Below are 16,321 nucleotides of genomic sequence, written 5' to 3'. Positions count from 1 at the left end.
TTGCGACAAAACAGAGAATCCGCCGGATATGGCTGCCTATACTCCCGCCATGCTGATCATCGGGATCATCCTGTTCGGGTTGCTTGTCGGCGTCGTCGCCCAGCTCATCATGGGCAGATCCAGGAACGGAATCGACTGGGCTCTGGCCTGCGCCGCCGGCCTCGGCGGTTCGTTGGTAGGCGGCCTGGTCATCAGCCTCCTCGCCGGTGACGGACTCGCACTGCGCCCCAGCGGCATCATCGGCTCCCTCGCCGGCGCCATCATCGTCACGGCCGCCTGGTCGTGGTGGAAGACCCGGGCCGCGTCGTCGGCCAACTGACTCACAGCGGAGAACGGATGGTTACTGCGATCGGCTCTCGGCCGTTGTCGCAGTAACCACCCGTTGAGCGTCTGGAAGCGGCTCGAGCTCTGGGTTATCGGGGAGACGCCTCGGGTCGGTAGTTCATTCCCGGTGAAGCACCTGCGTCGTGCACCGGAACGCCCCGCCGAAGCTGCGGGTAACCGCGAAGTCGACGTACTCGACGGTGACGCCATATCCCGCGATCGCCCCCCAAGGAACGGCCCTGCTCCGAGGTCGTCGGCCGCACCGTCCGGCACGGCCGGCTGCGGTAGCGCCCACATAGATGCAGCGGCCTCCGAGCGCCCTGTCCGCGAGGATCTCTCGGCTGGCCAGCACCTCGAGCCGGCGGTGCGGCAAGCGCAGACAGCCTTCGATCATCGCGTCCGGGGCACCGAACTGCGATCGGGACACCGCCACCGTATGCAACGGGGCGAACTCGCTGCGCACCAGGACCCGGCCCGGGCCGTCTTCAACCACAGAAGGATTCGTGACGGTTTCTATCGAGTCCCCTCACATCGCACATCGGGCCAGCCACGCGATGGAGCCTGCGCCGCCGACCCGTCCTGTGCTGCGCGAGCATACGCCGTGCGGGCGCGACCACCGCCCGGATTCGACGCCGAACGGGCGGTTGTCGGGATCGTCACTCGACGTCTGTTCCGACAACCGCCCGATCGAGCGCCTAGGGGCTCCCGTTCGCGACCAGACGCCGGACCGACTCGGGTGCCGGCATGTCCGCGCCCACCCACGGTGCCGGGATCGGTTCGCACGCCGACGTCCGCAGCGGAACCACGCCCGCCCATCCGACGGAATCCATGGACGGTTCGGGCGGTGGCGCGTCCCGCACCCTCACCGTCCAGCATCCGGGTTCGATGGGCAGGGCCATCGCCAGGGTCGCCGCGAGTTCCTTCTTCGTGTGAGTCCGCACCTCCGAACTGCGACCGGGGATCAGCGAGTCGGACATCAGGTCCAGGGCGTGCACCGCATCGTCTCCACTGAAGTCGGTGAGGCACCCGCGGACCACGGCCGGCCGGTAGTTGGCCGTGGAGTCGAACAGGGTGTCCGCCACCACGATCCCGTCGAGCATCGTGACGGAGAACGCGGCAGGCGCACCCGCCGCGACCTGCCGCAGCGCCCCGGCACCCGTCGATCCGTGCAACACGATGCGGTCACCGTCGCGTGCGTAGAGCATGGGCACAACCCACGGCAGTCCGTCCACGGCCGTCGCGAGGGTGCCGACCGCTGCAGCGTCGAGCACCGCGTCGAGATCGCGCCGGTGGTCGCCGGCGAGTTCTGGGTATCTCCTGATCCGATCCATGCAACGAATCGTCCACGATTTCCGGACTACCCAGTAGGTCCAGAACTGCATCGAACAGGCAGACCACTATCCTGACCGTCGTGTCCCGCATCTCCCCCGACATGCACCTTGCGTTGCGACTGCCCGTCAGCACCTCCCCACTGCGACATCGCATTGCGGAGGCGATCGTCGAGCAGATCCGGCTCGGCAGGCTCAGCCCGGGGACGCGCTCCCGTCGACCCGCACACTCGCCGCGGAACTCGCCGTGGCCAGGGCTTCCGTCGTCGACGCGTACGACGAACTCGCGGCGGCCGGCTACGTCGTAGCGCGGCCGGGTTCCGGCACCCGGATTGCCGACGGCGCCGACACCGCGGCCTCCGCGGGCGCCGCGCCGCACGTCCCCACGGCTACGCCGGCGACCGCGCCGCCTCGCGCGCCACGGCAGACCCCGCCGATATGGAATCTCACCCCGGGCCACCCCGACACCGCCCTGATCTCGACCACCGACTGGCGCCGCGCGTGGCGGGCGGCCGCCGCGGCACCCGTCGCGTCCGCGCCGGCGGGCCCCGACGGGCACGCCGAGCTCCGGCTCGCCCTGTCCGGGCACCTGCGCCGCACCCGCGGAATCGTCTCGGAGCCAGACGATTTGATCATCGTGCCGGGCGTGACTTCCGCACTGCGCGCCGTCACCGCGGCGGCCGGTCTCGCCGGACGTGACGTCGCCTTCGAGGAACCCGGCTATGTCGAGGCACGCCGGGTGCTCCAGATGTCCGGCGCCCGAACGCGTTCCGTCGATGTCGACGCCGACGGCCTCGATCCCGGATCACTGCGCGACTCCGACGCGGCCGTGTACTGCACTCCTGCGCATCAGTATCCGATCGGTGCGCGTCTCCCCGCTCCTCGGCGCGCCCGACTCGTCGCGTGGGCAACCGAGGCCGGCAGGCTGCTCATCGAGGACGACTACGACGGCGAGTTCCGCTACGACGTGTCCGCCCTGCCCGCACTGCGCAGCCTGGACGGTGGACGCGACTGCGTCGCCTACATCGGTACGGCCTCGAAGGTGCTCACGCCCTCGCTGCGCCTGACCTGGCTGCTGCCGCCGCGGGGGCTTCGCGAGCCGGTCGCCGAGGCGCTCGCGTTCAGCGGCGAGAGCGTCTGTACCGTAACCGGACTCGCGTTCGCCCGGTTCATCGAGTCGGGCGCCCTGACCCGACACCTCGCCAGGGCGTCCCGCACCTACGCCGCCCGCCGGGGCGCGCTGGTCGGCGCGCTGAAGCGCCACTGCACCGATGCCCGACTGGTCGGCGTCGAGGCGGGACTGCACCTGGTGCTCATGCTCCCCGACGACACCGACGACACCGCGATCGCGTCGGCCCTCCGCGGTCGCGGCATCACCCTGCCGCCGCTCTCGTCGTTGCGCGCCGACCCGGACGGTCCCCGTGGCCTGGTCTGCGGTTACGCGTGCCTTCCGGAAACCCAGGCGGACAGGGTCGCTACGGCCATCGCGGACATCGTGCGGCAGCACGTCGGCTGACGCAACCGAACTGAGCAGTCCAGGTGTGAGGCGAGCCCGGAACGGGTACTCCCACCCGGACGGACCCTTCTCGCCCACCTGGAGTTGCCATGATCGTCATCGGCCTGATCATTCTCATCGCGGCAGTGGTCGTCGGTGTTGCCGGCGTCCTCTCCAACGGGGGCGTCGAGCACGCCTTGACCGACGACTTCTCGGTGCTCGGCTACCACGTGACCGGATCCACCGGCGCCCTGTTCCTCTGTGGAATCGTCGTCGGGGCGGTCGGCTTCCTGGGGCTCGGCCTCGTACTCACGGGTGCCCGGCGCGCCTCCAGACGAGGACGGGCCGCACGCAACGAGTTGGAGCAATCGCGCCGCAACGAGGCGGCACTCACCCAGGAACGCGACCAACTCGCCGCCACCGGGACGCAGACAACCACCGCCCGTCACGCCGCGGCGGACACCACCGCGGAAGCCCCCGCCGCCCCCGACAGCGCCCACACCGATGGCGAGCGCAGCTGGAAACACCCGTTCGGAGGAGGACACCAGGGCCCTCCCGCATCCCCCCGCCCGGCGCACTGAGACACGCGGCAACGACGACGGGCGGTTACTGCGGTCGTCTCTCGGCCGTTGTCGCAGCAACCGCCCGTTGTGAGTGCCTCGTCGCGACCCGCGGCGCGGCCGAGCGATCAGCCGGTGGGATGATGAGCGGGTGCCGATGCCCTCCCCGCTACCTGTCAAGAACGGGGTCGGACCGACGCGGCTGCGCGTCCCGACGTCCGGGCCGTGGGCGACGATCGCGGAATACGTCGTCGCGAGGTTCGACCACCTGGACGCCGACGACCTGTTCCGGAGGTTCGACGCCGGCGAGATCGTGGGCGCCGACGGCCGTCCGATCGGTCGCGGAACGACGCTGAGCGCGCATCGGTTCGTCTGGTACTACCGCGATCTTCCGGTGGAGGAACCGGTGCCGTTCGACGAGGAGATCCTGCACGTCGACGACGACCTCGTCGTGATCGACAAGCCGCACTTCCTCCCGACCACCCCGGGCGGGCGCTACCTGCGCGAGTCCGCGCTCGTCCGGTTGCGGACCCGCCTCGACAACCCGGACCTGACGCCGATTCATCGACTCGACCGCGCGACCGCCGGCCTGGTGATGTTCTCGGCGCGCCCCGCGACGCGCGGCGCCTACCAGTCACTGTTCGAGAAGCGGCGGGTCGTGAAGGTCTACGAGGCGGTGTCGGCGCTACCGCCAGGGTGGGACCCGGACGCACCGGCGCTCGCCGGGCGCGCCGTTCCCGTCGTCTACCGCAGCCACATCGAGGCGCGGCGCGGCGAGCTACGGGTCGTCGTCGACGACTCCCGCGAGCCCAACTCCGAGACGCTGATCGAGGTACGTGGCGCCGGCTCGAGCGCCTCCGGACGCGCTGTGCTGCACACGATCCTGCGCCCGCACACCGGAAGGATGCACCAATTGCGGGTGCATCTGGCAGCGCTCGGCATAGGGATCCTGGGCGACAGTTGGTATCCCGAACTGCTGCCCGAGGCGCCGGACGATCATGCCCTCCCACTCCAACTGCTCGCCCGGGAACTGGAATTCACCGATCCGCTGTCGGGGCTGCCGCGGCGGTTCGTCACCCGCCGGACGTTGGATGAGGCGCCCGCGTCGGGGCGTTGACACGCGGCACCGTCTGTCACCAACCCGCAGCAATCGTGATGGAACCATTCGCGTCCGACCTGCGTCGGACCGAGCAGAGCCAGCGGCGCACCGCTCGGCGAGCGCGTCGTCAGGACATGTGTTCAAAACCGCCCGACAGGTCGGCACTGCCCACTACAGTCGCCGGGACCCACCACGGAACCTCAGGAAGAAGACGGAATGCGCAAGTCCATCGCTGCCGGCGTCGTCGCAGCAGCATCGGTCGGAATCATCCTCGGAGGCACGGGAATCGCCTCCGCAGCATCCAAGACCATCCCCGAAGGGACTGGGATGTATTACGTGAACAAGGACATCCGACCCGGCATCTACTCCACCGAAGGCGCACTCGTCGACGGGGGCCAGACCTGCACCTGGGTACGCGGAACCATGAAAACGCTCCGCATGGAACCGATCGCGTCCGGTAAGACCAAGGGCCCGACCACGGTGAAGATCGAAGAAACCGACGACGTGTTCATCACCTCCGGGTGCGGCGAGTGGACGCAAGATACCCAGCTGGACGGCGGCTTTCTCCATTCCCTGTTCGGCTCGCTCGACGTCGGCTCCCTGGTCGACCCTCTGGTCGGGTCTCTCGAGGTCGGTTCTGCGGCAGGGTCGCTCGGCGGTTCCCTCGCCACCGGTTCCATCATCAACGGATCACTCGCGAACGAATAGACCGGCTCCTGATCGCAGAAACGCGAACAGCTCAGGCGGCCGGCTCGCAGCCGGCCGCCGTGAGGACACCAGGCAACGGACGTACCGGGAATCCACGGCATCCGTTCCGCCACAGGCTGTTCCCGAGCTACTCTGACACCGCGGCAGGTCGGGACAGGTTCCGCTTCGGAGGTTCACGCCTTGCGCTGTGTCCGGCTTCCTAGACCGGTCGTCGCCGGTGCCGTCGCATCGATGGCCGTCCTCGGTGCGCTCGGCACCCCGGCCATGGCGTCGGCCGAACCGCAGCCGCCCCCAGCGACGACAACGGAGTTCCAGGTTCCGGCCAGGTTCGGCACAGCATGCACACTCACTGCCTGGGTTTGCCTACCAACGCTGACGACCGTCACGCCGTCGGCAACCACCAGTGGACTCGGCGAGGCAACCTTCTCCGCGAGAGTTTCGGCACGGCCTACGCCTGCCCCGACGTGTCGGCGAGGTGGCTGAATCTGACCACGGGCGCTACCGGAACCACGGCGCTTCGCCGAACGCCCGTCGACTACAGCCGCCCCGTCGCCGCGGACCGGCAGCGGCACCCTGACCGCAACAGCCGACACCGACTCGGTCGTCGCCCCGGGAGGCTTCCAGGTTCAGGTCAACCCAGGATTCGGAACCATCAGTGTTCCCTAGAGTTGCGTGGTCATCCCCCGCGCAAACCGACTGTCTCCTTTCCGTCGGACCACGACCGAACAGGGGGCACCAACCCGCAGCAATCGTGAGAGAACCGTTCACCGCCTGCGTGCGTCAAACCACACAGGGCTCCGCTGCGAGCCCCGGACCGGGCCGCGGCCGGTACCGCCGCTCGGGGCAGAAGGACGGGGAGAATTTCCTTGGGAGATCAGCTGGGTGTCGATACCGACGCATTGCGTTCACTCGCTACATCGTTGACGGGCGAGGCCGATCGGATCTCGGGTATCGACCCGTCCGGTCCGATCGACGCTGCCACCGCCGCGATGCCGGGATCGTCGGTCGGAGCGGCCCCCCGCCGCGGCACGGCATCGGGTGCGCACCAGTTCACCTGGTACTACCGCGATCTGCCGGTGGAGGACCCGGAGCGCCTGTCATCGGGTCGGTGTCATACCGGCTCTCGCATCACACTGAAGTGGCGCACCTTCCCGGAAGAACCTGGAAGCTCTTGCACGGGCGACCAGGTACTCAGACCATCCGTGCTGTCGGAATAAAGATACTTTCCTTCGGTGTAGGCGTCGAGGTAGATCCTCCAGGCACCGTTCGGCAGCTGGACGACGGCTGGGCCCTCCACCAGCGTGCCCCAGTTTCCGGGTGGGACGAAAGAGTAGGGACCGGTCACCGACGAGGCGACCGCGTGCTCGATGACCTTGGTCGTCTCGTTCTTGGTGAACGCATGATATGTCGATCCAACCTTGACCACGGTGGTGTCGATGTGGTCGGCTCCGATCCCGGCGAGAGGAACGGGCAGGCTCCATTGCCGGAGCGAGGGTTCCAGCGCCGTCATCAGATACGGCACGAATCCCCCACCGGTCGACATCGACAGGATGACGTTGACGCGGTCGCCGTCCACGAACCATTCAGGCGCCCACGCCTTGCTGACGAACGGCGACAGCGACGGCCCGTCGGCCGACCCCGCCGACCCGGAGGAGCCGGGCGGGCTCGCCGAACCCGTGCCGTCTCCCGTCCCCGGCATGAGGGCGCAGCAGAACGGGACCGGAAGGTTGCCCATGTGCGTCCAGTTGACGCGGTCACTGCTGCGCGCGAAGCCGATACTCGCCCCGCCGCCCGTCGTGTACGTGACGTAGTACAGCCCGTCCGCGTTCCGGAAGATGCTCGGGTCACGCACAAGTCCTGACGGGGGCCGATACGCCGACGGTTGGACGAGCTGGAACTGGGAGCCGTCCCCCGACTCGAACACATCCATGTCGTGGTCACTGGTGTTACTGAACGCCACCATCGTGTATCGCCAACCCGGCGGCGGTGCGGCCCCGCTGCTCCCCGACGCCGCGACCAACAAGCCTGCGACACACAGCATCACCACCCATAGGGCGGAACAGCTTCGCTTGGCGAATGTCACCTCTGCAGCATCCATGACAGCAGGCGCACCACGCCCAGCTTCGGCCACAGGCCTTAGCAGATCGTTACCGACGACGCGGCGACGCCGCTCTGCCGAACACGAGCGAGTGGCCCACATAGGAGGAAACCGGCGCCATTCCACGAGGACATCCTGCACGTCGACTCCCGCGAACCCAGCTCCGAGACGCTGATCGAGGTGTGTGGCACCGGCGTGAGCGCCTCGGGACGTGCTGTGCTGCACACGATCCTGCGCCCGCACGCCGGACGAATGCACCAGCTTCGCGTGTACCTGGCAGCGTCCGGCGTCGGAATCCTCGGCGACAGTTGGTGCCGCGGTGGTTCGTCACCTGACGGACGTTGAGTGAGGCGCTCGTCGAGTTCGGAGATTGACGTCGCGGTTACGTCACACCCGTGAGCGAAGGTCCGCGGCGAGTTGTGTGACGGTTTCGGCCGCGCAGGTGCGGTTGTCGCCGACGCCGCCGGACGCGCCTCGCTTCGCCCAGCCGACGACGTACAGCCCCTCGAGGGGATCGCCGCTCTCGTGGGAGATCACCTGTCCGCGACGGTTGGGCACGACACCGCGGGTGCCGAGCGGGACGCCGTCGATCGGTTTGGTGGTGAATCCGGTGGCGCAGATCGCCGAGTTGGTGTGGAAGGTCCGGCCGGCGGTCGTAGTGACCGCGACGGCGCTGTGCTCGGTCTTCGCCAGGTCGGCCACTTCCTGTCCGAACGACAGGACGATGCGCAGGGGCCCCGCAGCGCCGGTCGCCGCGGCGGGCACGGCGCGGACATCGGTTGAGGGCAGGTGCGACAACGCGTGCAGCAGCGGGCTGTCCGCGGCGGCGCGGGGTGCGCTGCCGGCGCGGTCGATCAGGACCTCGGTGGGCTCGAGGTCGAGAAGCTCGTAGAACGCCGACGGAGTGAAGGCGGCGCCGTCCGGGGCCGACCGCGACAGGATCACCAGTTCGCGGAGCTGTTCGCTCGCGGCCACCCGGTCGCGGGTCTTCGCGACCCAGCGGACGACGTCGAAGGCGACGTTGCCCGCGCCGATCACGACGCATCGGGGTCCGGCAGGTGCGGGCGGCGGGGATGTGCCGCAGTTCTCGGCAACCAGAATGTCGATGGCCTGGTGGATCTCGTCACCGGCACCGGAGGAGCCGATCTGACGCGGCTGCGAGGCCCCGCAGGCGAGGATCACGGCATCGAATCCCCGCCGAAGCTCTTCGATCGAGATATCCACGCCGACTTCGGTTCCGGGAACGATCGTGACGCGGTCGTCGCCGAAGGGCACGTCGAACAGTCGGATCATCTCGCGCACGCCGACATGGTCCGGGGACACACCCCGACGCAACAGGCCCCCGACCGTGTCGTACTGCTCGTAGACGGTGACACGGATCGACGACGATCGCTGCAGGAGTTCGCGGACGGTGTACATCGCGGCAGCACCCGATCCCACGATGGCAACCTCGAGTCGGTCGCGCGGGCCGGCCAGTGGCAGCTCGAAGACCGCGTGCGGGCGGGAGCGCGGTGCGGCGGGGGTCTGCACGAAGTACTCCCTGTTGCGGGCGGCGTACGGGAGTTCGGTCGAGGTCAGCGCGTGCTCGGATTTGATGGCCGAGGCCGGACATGCCTCGACGCATGCGGTGCAGTCGATACACGAGTCGGGGTCGATGTAGAGCGTCTCGGTGAACGCGTAGCCGTCCTCGCCGGGGGCGGGATGGATGCAGTTCTGCGGGCACACCCGCACACACGAGGCGTCCTTACAGCAATGTCCCAGGATGACGTGGGCCACGACAACTCCTAGTCAGAGAAGGTTCGACTTTCGATAGATCCATCGAGCGCCGGAATTCAGCAGCCCTTCTCTGCTCAGGAACTCCACGAACGGTTCCGCTGCCCTCCGGAACATCATCCGATGGTGTTCGTTGCCGTCGATGTTCGCCTTCACGACATCCCAGTCGAGGCCGAGCTCGTCGTACACCCGGCGATTGATCAGGCTTCTCGCGATGAGGTGCATTCCTGCCGCGATGATCATGGTGCTGACAAATCGCCGGAAGCGGGAGCGTCCGACCAATCGATCGCGGATCTTCCGACGCGCGAACGCCATGTGCCGGGACTCTTCGACGACGTGAATGTAGGCGGACCGGCGGATGGGTGCCGCGACGTCGTCACTGTTCATCCAGTCACGTTGCATGACGTCGAAGATCTCCTCGCCGGCGAGGACGATTCCGTACGCGACTTCGTCCCACACGACGTGGCGGAACAGCCAACCGAAGAAGTCCAGCATCCGGTCGCGCGGATAGAAGTGGGATCCGATGCTCTCGATGGCGTTGGCGAACATCAACGAATGTAGGTTCTCGTCCGCGCATTCGTTGAAGAGGAACTTGATGTCCGGGCGTCCCGGATCCGCGCTGTGGCTCGCCCTCAGCAAAGCCACCTGCAAACCCACTTCGAGCCAGATGCCGATGCCCAGGAACTGCGCGACCTCGCTCCTGGTCAGCCGGACGCGCTCCTCCTCGGACATGCCGTCCCACAGCGGGGTTCCGTAGAGCGGTGACCACTGCGGCGTCATGCCGTGGCGTTCGTCGTCGCCGGGTTCGGGCCGGTACACGAACGGACTCCTCGAATCGAACGACAGTCGCTTGGCAGATTCCAACAGGGTCTCGAATATCGCGTCGCTTTCGGAACCTGCCATCGTGTCCGACTCCTCCGATCACCGTGCCGGTGTGGACACGGGGGTTCCCAGGCTTCCTCGCGCACGGGCATGGAACCACACGTTCGGCGCGCTGTCGCGGCGGAGCGGTCCTTCGAACACCGACGGCTCTTCACCGTCGACACCCGCCGGCCGAGCGTAACCCGGCTCACACACATCGAAGGCGTACGTGGCCGATGCAGACGACAGAACCCGCAGGGCCGCGGAACGAAATGTTCCGAGCCCTGCGGGTTCTAGTGCGTACCGAGGAGTGAAATCAAGCCTCTGACCAGTGGATCTAGACGTTGAAGCGGAACTCCACGACGTCGCCGTCCTGCATGACGTAGTCCTTGCCTTCCATGCGCACCTTGCCGGCGGCCTTGGCGGCGTTCATGGACCCGGTCTCGACGAGGTCGTCGAACGACACGATCTCGGCCTTGATGAAGCCGCGCTCGAAGTCTGTGTGGATGACGCCGGCGGCCTGCGGGGCGGTGTCGCCCTTGTGGATGGTCCAGGCGCGCGCTTCCTTGGGACCGGCGGTGAGGTAGGTCTGCAGGCCGAGGGTGTGGAAGCCGGTGCGGGCGAGGGCGTGCAGGCCGGGCTCGGACTGACCGATGGAGTCGAGCATCTCCTGGCGATCTTCCTCGTCCAGCTCGAGCAGTTCCTGCTCCACCTTGGCGTCGAGGAATACGGCGTCGGCGGGCGCGACGGAGGCGCGCAGCTCGGCGACCCTGGCCTCGTCGGTGAGGACGGCCTCGTCGGCGTTGAAGACGTACAGGAAAGGCTTGGTGGTGAGCAGGCTCAGCTCACGCAGCAGCGAGAAGTCGAGCTTGTCCTTGACGCTGAACAGCGTCTTGCCCTCGTCGAGGAACGCCTGAGCCTTGAGCGCCTCGTCGTGCTGCGCCTTGAGTTCCTTGTTCTTGCGCGCTTCCTTGTCCAGACGCGGGAGCGCCTTCTCCAAGGTCTGCATGTCGGCGATGACGAGCTCGGTCTCGATCACCTCGATGTCCGACGCCGGATCGACACGACCGTCGACGTGGACGACGTCGTCGTCGGCGAAGACGCGGACCACCTGGCAGATGGCGTCGGCCTCGCGGATGTTGGCCAGGAACTTGTTGCCCAGGCCCGCTCCCTCGGAGGCGCCCTTGACGATGCCGGCGATGTCGACGAACGACACGGTGGCGGGCAGGATGCGCTCGGAACCGAAGATCTCGGTCAGCTTCTTCAGCCGCTCGTCCGGCAGCTCGACCAGGCCGACGTTGGGCTCGATGGTGGCGAACGGGTAGTTCGCGGCCAGCACGTCGTTGTTGGTCAGCGCGTTGAAAAGGGTCGACTTGCCGACGTTGGGGAGGCCGACGATTCCGAGGGTAAGGCTCACGGTATAGGGATTCTACGGCGTCCCGGCGCCGCGGCGGTGGTCGGCCACGCTTCGGCCGACCACCGGGTGGGTCAGTAGTTGTACGAGTAGCCGGAGCTGACGTCGTTCGCGGTGACCGCGATCAGGATGATGATGAAGATCACGTACAGCACGATGAGGCCGGCGGCGATGCACAGCGCGATCTTGCCGAGCGCCTTGACGCGGTCCGACGCGTACTGCGCGCCCTGGTAGTCGCCCATCGACCACTTCGGGAAGATGTCGTGCAGGTGTCCGAACGCCGAGAACGCGACCGGCCAGAAGAAGATGAGCGCCGCGACGGCCCAACCGGCGTTCGACGGCGGCAGCGGCGGCTGCCCGCCGTACTGGCCGGGGACCGGCGGCACCGGATACTGCGGCGCGGACGGGTACGGCTGCTGCGGGTAGCCCGGCGCGCCCCCGAACTGCGAGCTCGGGCCCGGGTTGTAGGTCGGTTCGGACATGGGATCCCCCTGGGTCTGACGACGTTGTGTCGGCAGAGACCGTAACCGAAACCGACGAGTCGGTCAGTCCCCAGGTTTGCGGGCGACGGTTACGGCCCAACCGGCGCCGTCGCGCCACGGCCGCAGATCCCACGTCGCGAAGCGGTGCTCCCGGACCAGGCCCGCGGCGGCGAGGTCGGCGTCGAACTCGTCCACCGTGTACTCGTAGTCGGTCGCGAAGCCCGTCACGAGGATGCCGCCGGGCACGAGGTGGTCGGCGAGCCGCTGGACCACCCGGCGCTCGGTACCGCGGGCGACGAAGATCAGCACGTTGCCGGCCGCGACGACGGCGTCGAACCGCTCCCCCGGCAGGTCGAGCGTCGCCAGATCGGCCTCGTGCACGGTGAGTTCCGAATGCTTCCGCGCCTCCGCCACGAGGATCGGATCCAGGTCGACGGCCGTCACGCGGTGTCCTCGCCTCGCCAGTTCGGCACCGAGTCGCCCTGTGCCGCAACCGGCGTCGAGCACACGCGAGCCACGCGGCAGCATCGCATCGACGGCACGGGCTTCCCCGTGCAGGTCCGTGCCCTCGGCCTCGAGCTGCGCGAAGCGCTCGATGTACTGACGGGAGTCGGACGCGGATCGTTCACGCTGCCAGCGGGTGTCGGCCATGCCGACGAGCCTATTCCGTGTGATCCTGGCCCGATGACCGACCTCGACGACGGCGACTGGCGAGTCCGCGGGCTGACGATGTGCACCGACGCCGACTCGGGTCGTTGGATCACGGACGCCGTCCGGAACTTCGAGTACGACGTCGGCTCACTGGTGCCACCGGTGTTCGAGGCGTACGCGCGAATCTTCCACCCCGCCACCCTCCACACCGGACCGGGGTACGACGACCAAATCCCGGTGCGGTGGCAGGACGTCGCGGCGGCGAACGGCACCGTCGCGCATCCGGTGATGGAGTGGGGGTCGATCGTCGGGTCCTGGGATCTGGACGGCCAGCCCGGCCTGTGGGACGACGACCCCGATATCGGATCGTTTCCGGCGCCGCAGGCCCACGCGCTGGCAGCGGTGCTCGCCGGCTTCACCAACTCGCCGGACGCGTGCTGGTTCGCGCTGTGCGAGATCCTCAACGCGCTGGACGTCCCGCCCGGAATCGAACGGCTCGTCATGTCGGCTCGACCGATGATCGTGTTCCGGGGACCGCTCGCCGCGGCCGACGTACGGTTCTCGTCCTTCGGCCACGGCGCGAGCCTGTGGTGGCCCGATGACCGGGCGTGGTGCGTCGCGACCGACGTGGACCTCATGAGCACCTACGTCGGCGGCAGCGCCGCGTGCATCCGTGCGGTCCTGGAGTGCCCCGACGTCGAGGCGCTGCCGGTCCTCGACACACAAAGGGTGACGTGGGACAGCGATTCGGTGAATCCACTGCCCACGCCACCCTCTGGGTGAGTCGGACCTGCTCCTACTGCTTTCCGGGGTCGCCGGGCTTCACAGGGAGCGGGTCCACCAGGACGGGGTCGCCCTGGACGATCTCGGCGAGCTCGGCGTCGATGTCGTCGCCGTCCGCCTCGGCCCGGCGCTGGTCGTCGGCGCTGAAGGTGCGCAGCGCGACCTCCTTGATGAACAGGACCGCGGCGAGGCTGAGCAGCGAGACGATGCCGGAGATCAGGAAGATCCGCGCGGTTGCGTCACCGTAGGAGCCGCGAACGATGTCCGCGACGGGACCGGGCAGCTCGTTGAGGTTCGACAGCCCCGCTCCGGAGCCGCCGCCCGCACCGACGTCGATGCCGACCGCCGCCAGGCCCTTGGTGGTGAGGTCGGCGACATGGCTCGACAGCACCGCGCCGAGGACGGAGACGCCGGCCGCGCCACCGAGCGAGCGGAAGAACCCGACGGTCGAACTGGCCGAACCGAGATCCTCCGGGCTCACGGTGTTCTGCACCGCCAGCACCAGGTTCTGCATCGTCATGCCCATGCCGACGCCCAACACGAACAGGAAGCTGCCCAGCAGCACCATGTTGGTCTGGTGGTCGATCGTCGAGAGCAGGAAGAAGCCGACCGTCATCATGATCGAGCCGCCGACGATGAAGCCCTTCCAGCGGCCGAACTTGGTGATGAGCGAACCCGACACCGCGGACGAGACCATCGAACCGATGACCATCGGCAGCGTCAGCAGACCGGCCGCCGTCGGCGAGTAGCCGCGCGCGATCTGGAAGTACTGGCCCAGGAACACCGCGCCACCGAAGAGGGCGATGCCGACCGCGACGCTCGCGAGGGTTGCGAGGGCTGTGGTGCGGTCACGGAACAGCCGCAGCGGGATGATCGGATCCTTCGCCTTGGACTCGGCGAAGACCGCGAGCCCGAGCAGCACCACACCGAGCGCGACGAGGCCGTACGACACTCCCGACGCCCAGTCGAAGTTCTTGCCTGCCAGCGTCACCCAGATCAGCAGGGTGCTCACGCCCGACGCGATCAGCACCGCACCGAGGTAGTCGATGCTGACGTCCTTGCGGACCACGGGCAGGTTGAGGGTGCGCTGGACGAAGACCAACGCGATCACCGCGAGCGGGACGCCGACGAAGAACGTCCAGCGCCAGCCCAGCCAGCTGGTGTCGACGATGACGCCGCCGATCAGCGGCCCGGCGACCGTCGCGACGGACATCACGGCAGCGATCGGGCCCTGGTAGCGGCCACGCTCACGCGGGCTGAACATGCTCGCGATCACGATGACGACCAGTGCCTGGAGACCGCCGAGTCCGATGCCCTGGATCACACGGAATCCGATGAGCATGCCGACGGACTGCGACAGACCGGCCAGCATCGACCCGATCGTGAAGATCGCGATCGCCAGCTGGACCAGGAGCTTCTTGCTGACCAGGTCGGAGAACTTGCCCCAGATCGGGGTGGTGGCCGTGGAGGCCAGCAGCGTCGCGGTGACGACCCAGGTGTACTGGTCCTGCGTGCCGTGCAGATCGGTGATGATCGTCGGCAGCGCGTTCGAGACGATCGTCGACGACAGGAAGGCGACGAACATGCCGAGCAGCAGGCCCACGAGCGCCTGGATGCGCTGCTTGTGGGTCATCGGCGAATCGGATGACGGATCGAATGTCCCGGTGTCCCGGGTAGCAGATGTGCTCATGCAGAAACCTCACGAGTTGTTCGAGTGACCCCGAAAACAGTTGCGTAAAAAGTGAATTGAATAACTCGACGTCAAAGTGTCGAGATCGCGTCCGGGACCGACATACGCAAACGCGTGAGCCCGTCCACGAGCTGTTGCGCCTCGCCGTCGGTCCAGTCCGAGATCGAGGCCAGCAGCCATTCCCTCTGCCGTTCGCGGTGCCGACGTAGAACCGCTTCCCCCTCGTCGGTCAACGCGGGCAGGGTGGCCCGGCGATCGGCGGGATCGGGAACTCGCATCAGGTAGCCGAGATCCTCCGCATGGGCGATGTGCCGACTCAACGTCGAGGGAGTGATCCGCATCCGCTCGGCGAGCACGTTGCAGCGTCTCCCCTGACCGGTGGCGACGTGCGACAGCACCGCCCCCATCGGCTCGGTGAGCATGTCGCCGTCGGATTCGCGGGCCAGCGAGGCGGAGACCTCACGACCACGACGCACGAGATCGCGCAGACTGTCGAGCAGCGCGTCCGCCGTATCCGTAGCGACCATGACCCCTCCCAATTAGTTGAGTAGTACAACTATAGAGGTAATGGTTGTATCGCGCAACTAATATTCGAGTGGTGCTTCAGTCGGAGCAGTCGCCCAGGCGCCGCAGCAGCGTCGCGAGCTGACGGACGTCCTCGGGATCCCATCGCGACAGCCGCTCGCGCCACCGCGCGATGACGGCCTCCCGCGATTCGGTGAGCCTGCCGCGCCCGGGATCGGTGAGCGCGACCAGCCGGGCGCGGGCATCCTGCGGATCCGGACGGCGCTCGGCCAGGCCGAGGCGGACGAGAGCGTCGATCTGACGGGTCAGCGTCGACTTCTCGACCCCGAGCTCGGCGACCAGATCCGACATCGGGACCGCGTCGGCGCGGGTGAGGATCACGAGCAGCGGATAGCAGGCCGGGTCGAGTTTCGGATGGATCGCACGGGCCTGCGCACGTGATTGAATCCGTCCACGCCGCCACATGTCGACCAGCTCGGCCTCCAGCTCGGTGATCGGATCCGTGCTCATGTTCGTGGGCATCCCTTCGT

General features: G+C 67.8%; 16 protein-coding genes and 2 pseudogenes. 7 read left to right on the top strand and 11 right to left on the bottom strand.

The window, feature by feature from the left end:
- Positions 1 to 49 precede the first annotated feature (49 nt).
- Positions 50 to 319 (top strand): GlsB/YeaQ/YmgE family stress response membrane protein, encoded by a 270-nt coding sequence (locus DEU38_RS01535; RefSeq protein ID WP_114718351.1) that lies wholly within the window; start codon positions 50 to 52, stop codon positions 317 to 319.
- 123 nt (positions 320 to 442) lie between these two features.
- Here DEU38_RS01535 and DEU38_RS01530 read toward each other — a convergent pair whose 3' ends face one another.
- Together DEU38_RS01530 and DEU38_RS01525 are read right to left on the bottom strand one after the other, a co-directional pair.
- Positions 443 to 817, bottom strand: coding sequence for a hypothetical protein (locus DEU38_RS01530; RefSeq protein WP_114718350.1), 375 nt, complete (start codon positions 815 to 817; stop codon positions 443 to 445).
- A 202-nt stretch (positions 818 to 1,019) separates the two neighbouring features.
- Positions 1,020 to 1,655, bottom strand: a complete 636-nt coding sequence (locus DEU38_RS01525) for a pyridoxamine 5'-phosphate oxidase family protein (protein WP_114718349.1) — start codon at positions 1,653 to 1,655, stop codon at positions 1,020 to 1,022.
- A gap of 80 nt (positions 1,656 to 1,735) precedes the next feature.
- Here DEU38_RS01525 and DEU38_RS01520 point away from each other — a divergent pair.
- The 4 genes and pseudogenes from DEU38_RS01520 (at position 1,736) to DEU38_RS01505 (ending at position 5,514) form a co-directional block, all read left to right on the top strand.
- Positions 1,736 to 3,168: pseudogene (locus DEU38_RS01520) on the top strand (PLP-dependent aminotransferase family protein).
- A gap of 89 nt (positions 3,169 to 3,257) precedes the next feature.
- A complete protein-coding gene (locus DEU38_RS01515) occupies positions 3,258 to 3,728 on the top strand; it encodes a hypothetical protein (protein ID WP_114718348.1) in 471 nt (156 codons plus the stop codon).
- A 136-nt stretch (positions 3,729 to 3,864) separates the two neighbouring features.
- Entirely contained in the window at positions 3,865 to 4,824 is a 960-nt protein-coding gene (locus DEU38_RS01510) for a pseudouridine synthase (protein ID WP_114718347.1), read from the top strand.
- 198 nt (positions 4,825 to 5,022) lie between these two features.
- Positions 5,023 to 5,514, top strand: a complete 492-nt coding sequence (locus DEU38_RS01505) for a hypothetical protein (protein ID WP_114718346.1) — start codon at positions 5,023 to 5,025, stop codon at positions 5,512 to 5,514.
- A gap of 1,111 nt (positions 5,515 to 6,625) precedes the next feature.
- On the opposite strand, the gene DEU38_RS01490 is transcribed toward DEU38_RS01505, so the two are convergent.
- On the bottom strand, positions 6,626 to 7,612 hold the full coding sequence (locus DEU38_RS01490) for a glycoside hydrolase family 43 protein (RefSeq protein WP_114718344.1): 987 nt from the start codon (positions 7,610 to 7,612) through the stop codon (positions 6,626 to 6,628).
- Positions 7,613 to 7,756: 144 nt separating this feature from the next.
- Here DEU38_RS01490 and DEU38_RS28945 point away from each other — a divergent pair.
- A pseudogene (locus DEU38_RS28945) lies at positions 7,757 to 7,924 on the top strand (pseudouridine synthase); the annotation flags it as partial.
- A gap of 75 nt (positions 7,925 to 7,999) precedes the next feature.
- Here DEU38_RS28945 and DEU38_RS01480 read toward each other — a convergent pair.
- The 5 genes from DEU38_RS01480 to DEU38_RS01460 form a co-directional block, all read right to left on the bottom strand.
- The gene (locus DEU38_RS01480) at positions 8,000 to 9,388 is read right to left on the bottom strand and encodes an FAD-dependent oxidoreductase (RefSeq protein ID WP_114718343.1); all 1,389 of its coding nucleotides are present in this window, start codon (positions 9,386 to 9,388) and stop codon (positions 8,000 to 8,002) included.
- A 12-nt stretch (positions 9,389 to 9,400) separates the two neighbouring features.
- Positions 9,401 to 10,288: a diiron oxygenase gene (locus DEU38_RS01475; RefSeq protein WP_114718342.1), complete on the bottom strand. Its 888-nt coding sequence runs from the start codon at positions 10,286 to 10,288 to the stop codon at positions 9,401 to 9,403.
- Positions 10,289 to 10,583: 295 nt separating this feature from the next.
- Entirely contained in the window at positions 10,584 to 11,663 is a 1,080-nt protein-coding gene (ychF, locus tag DEU38_RS01470) for a redox-regulated ATPase YchF (RefSeq protein WP_114718341.1), read from the bottom strand.
- A 71-nt stretch (positions 11,664 to 11,734) separates the two neighbouring features.
- Positions 11,735 to 12,142, bottom strand: a complete 408-nt coding sequence (locus DEU38_RS01465) for a CD225/dispanin family protein (RefSeq protein ID WP_114718340.1) — start codon at positions 12,140 to 12,142, stop codon at positions 11,735 to 11,737.
- 63 nt (positions 12,143 to 12,205) lie between these two features.
- Entirely contained in the window at positions 12,206 to 12,793 is a 588-nt protein-coding gene (locus tag DEU38_RS01460) for a bifunctional 2-polyprenyl-6-hydroxyphenol methylase/3-demethylubiquinol 3-O-methyltransferase UbiG (protein WP_114718339.1), read from the bottom strand.
- 33 nt (positions 12,794 to 12,826) lie between these two features.
- On the opposite strand from DEU38_RS01460, the gene DEU38_RS01455 reads away from it, so the two are divergent.
- Positions 12,827 to 13,576: a hypothetical protein gene (locus DEU38_RS01455; RefSeq protein ID WP_258557593.1), complete on the top strand. Its 750-nt coding sequence runs from the start codon at positions 12,827 to 12,829 to the stop codon at positions 13,574 to 13,576.
- 13 nt (positions 13,577 to 13,589) lie between these two features.
- Here the strand turns inward: DEU38_RS01455 and DEU38_RS01450 are convergent, their stop codons facing one another.
- The 3 genes from DEU38_RS01450 to DEU38_RS01440 all read right to left on the bottom strand — a co-directional run bounded on the left by DEU38_RS01450 (position 13,590) and on the right by DEU38_RS01440 (position 16,301).
- Complete coding sequence (locus tag DEU38_RS01450) at positions 13,590 to 15,266, bottom strand: MDR family MFS transporter (RefSeq protein WP_114718338.1); 1,677 nt, start codon at positions 15,264 to 15,266, stop codon at positions 13,590 to 13,592.
- A 71-nt stretch (positions 15,267 to 15,337) separates the two neighbouring features.
- Positions 15,338 to 15,793 carry a MarR family winged helix-turn-helix transcriptional regulator gene (locus DEU38_RS01445; RefSeq protein ID WP_114718337.1) on the bottom strand — a complete coding sequence of 152 codons (456 nt, stop codon included), beginning with the start codon at positions 15,791 to 15,793 and terminating at the stop codon, positions 15,338 to 15,340.
- Between the two features lie 76 nt (positions 15,794 to 15,869).
- Entirely contained in the window at positions 15,870 to 16,301 is a 432-nt protein-coding gene (locus tag DEU38_RS01440; RefSeq protein WP_114718336.1) for a MarR family winged helix-turn-helix transcriptional regulator, read from the bottom strand.
- Between the last annotated feature and the right edge of the window lie 20 nt (positions 16,302 to 16,321).

Source organism: Rhodococcus sp. AG1013, assembly GCF_003350365.1.
Lineage (GTDB): Bacteria > Actinomycetota > Actinomycetes > Mycobacteriales > Mycobacteriaceae > Prescottella.
Note: the sequence above shows the minus strand (reverse complement) of the source record. Positions and strands in the feature narration are given on the sequence as shown.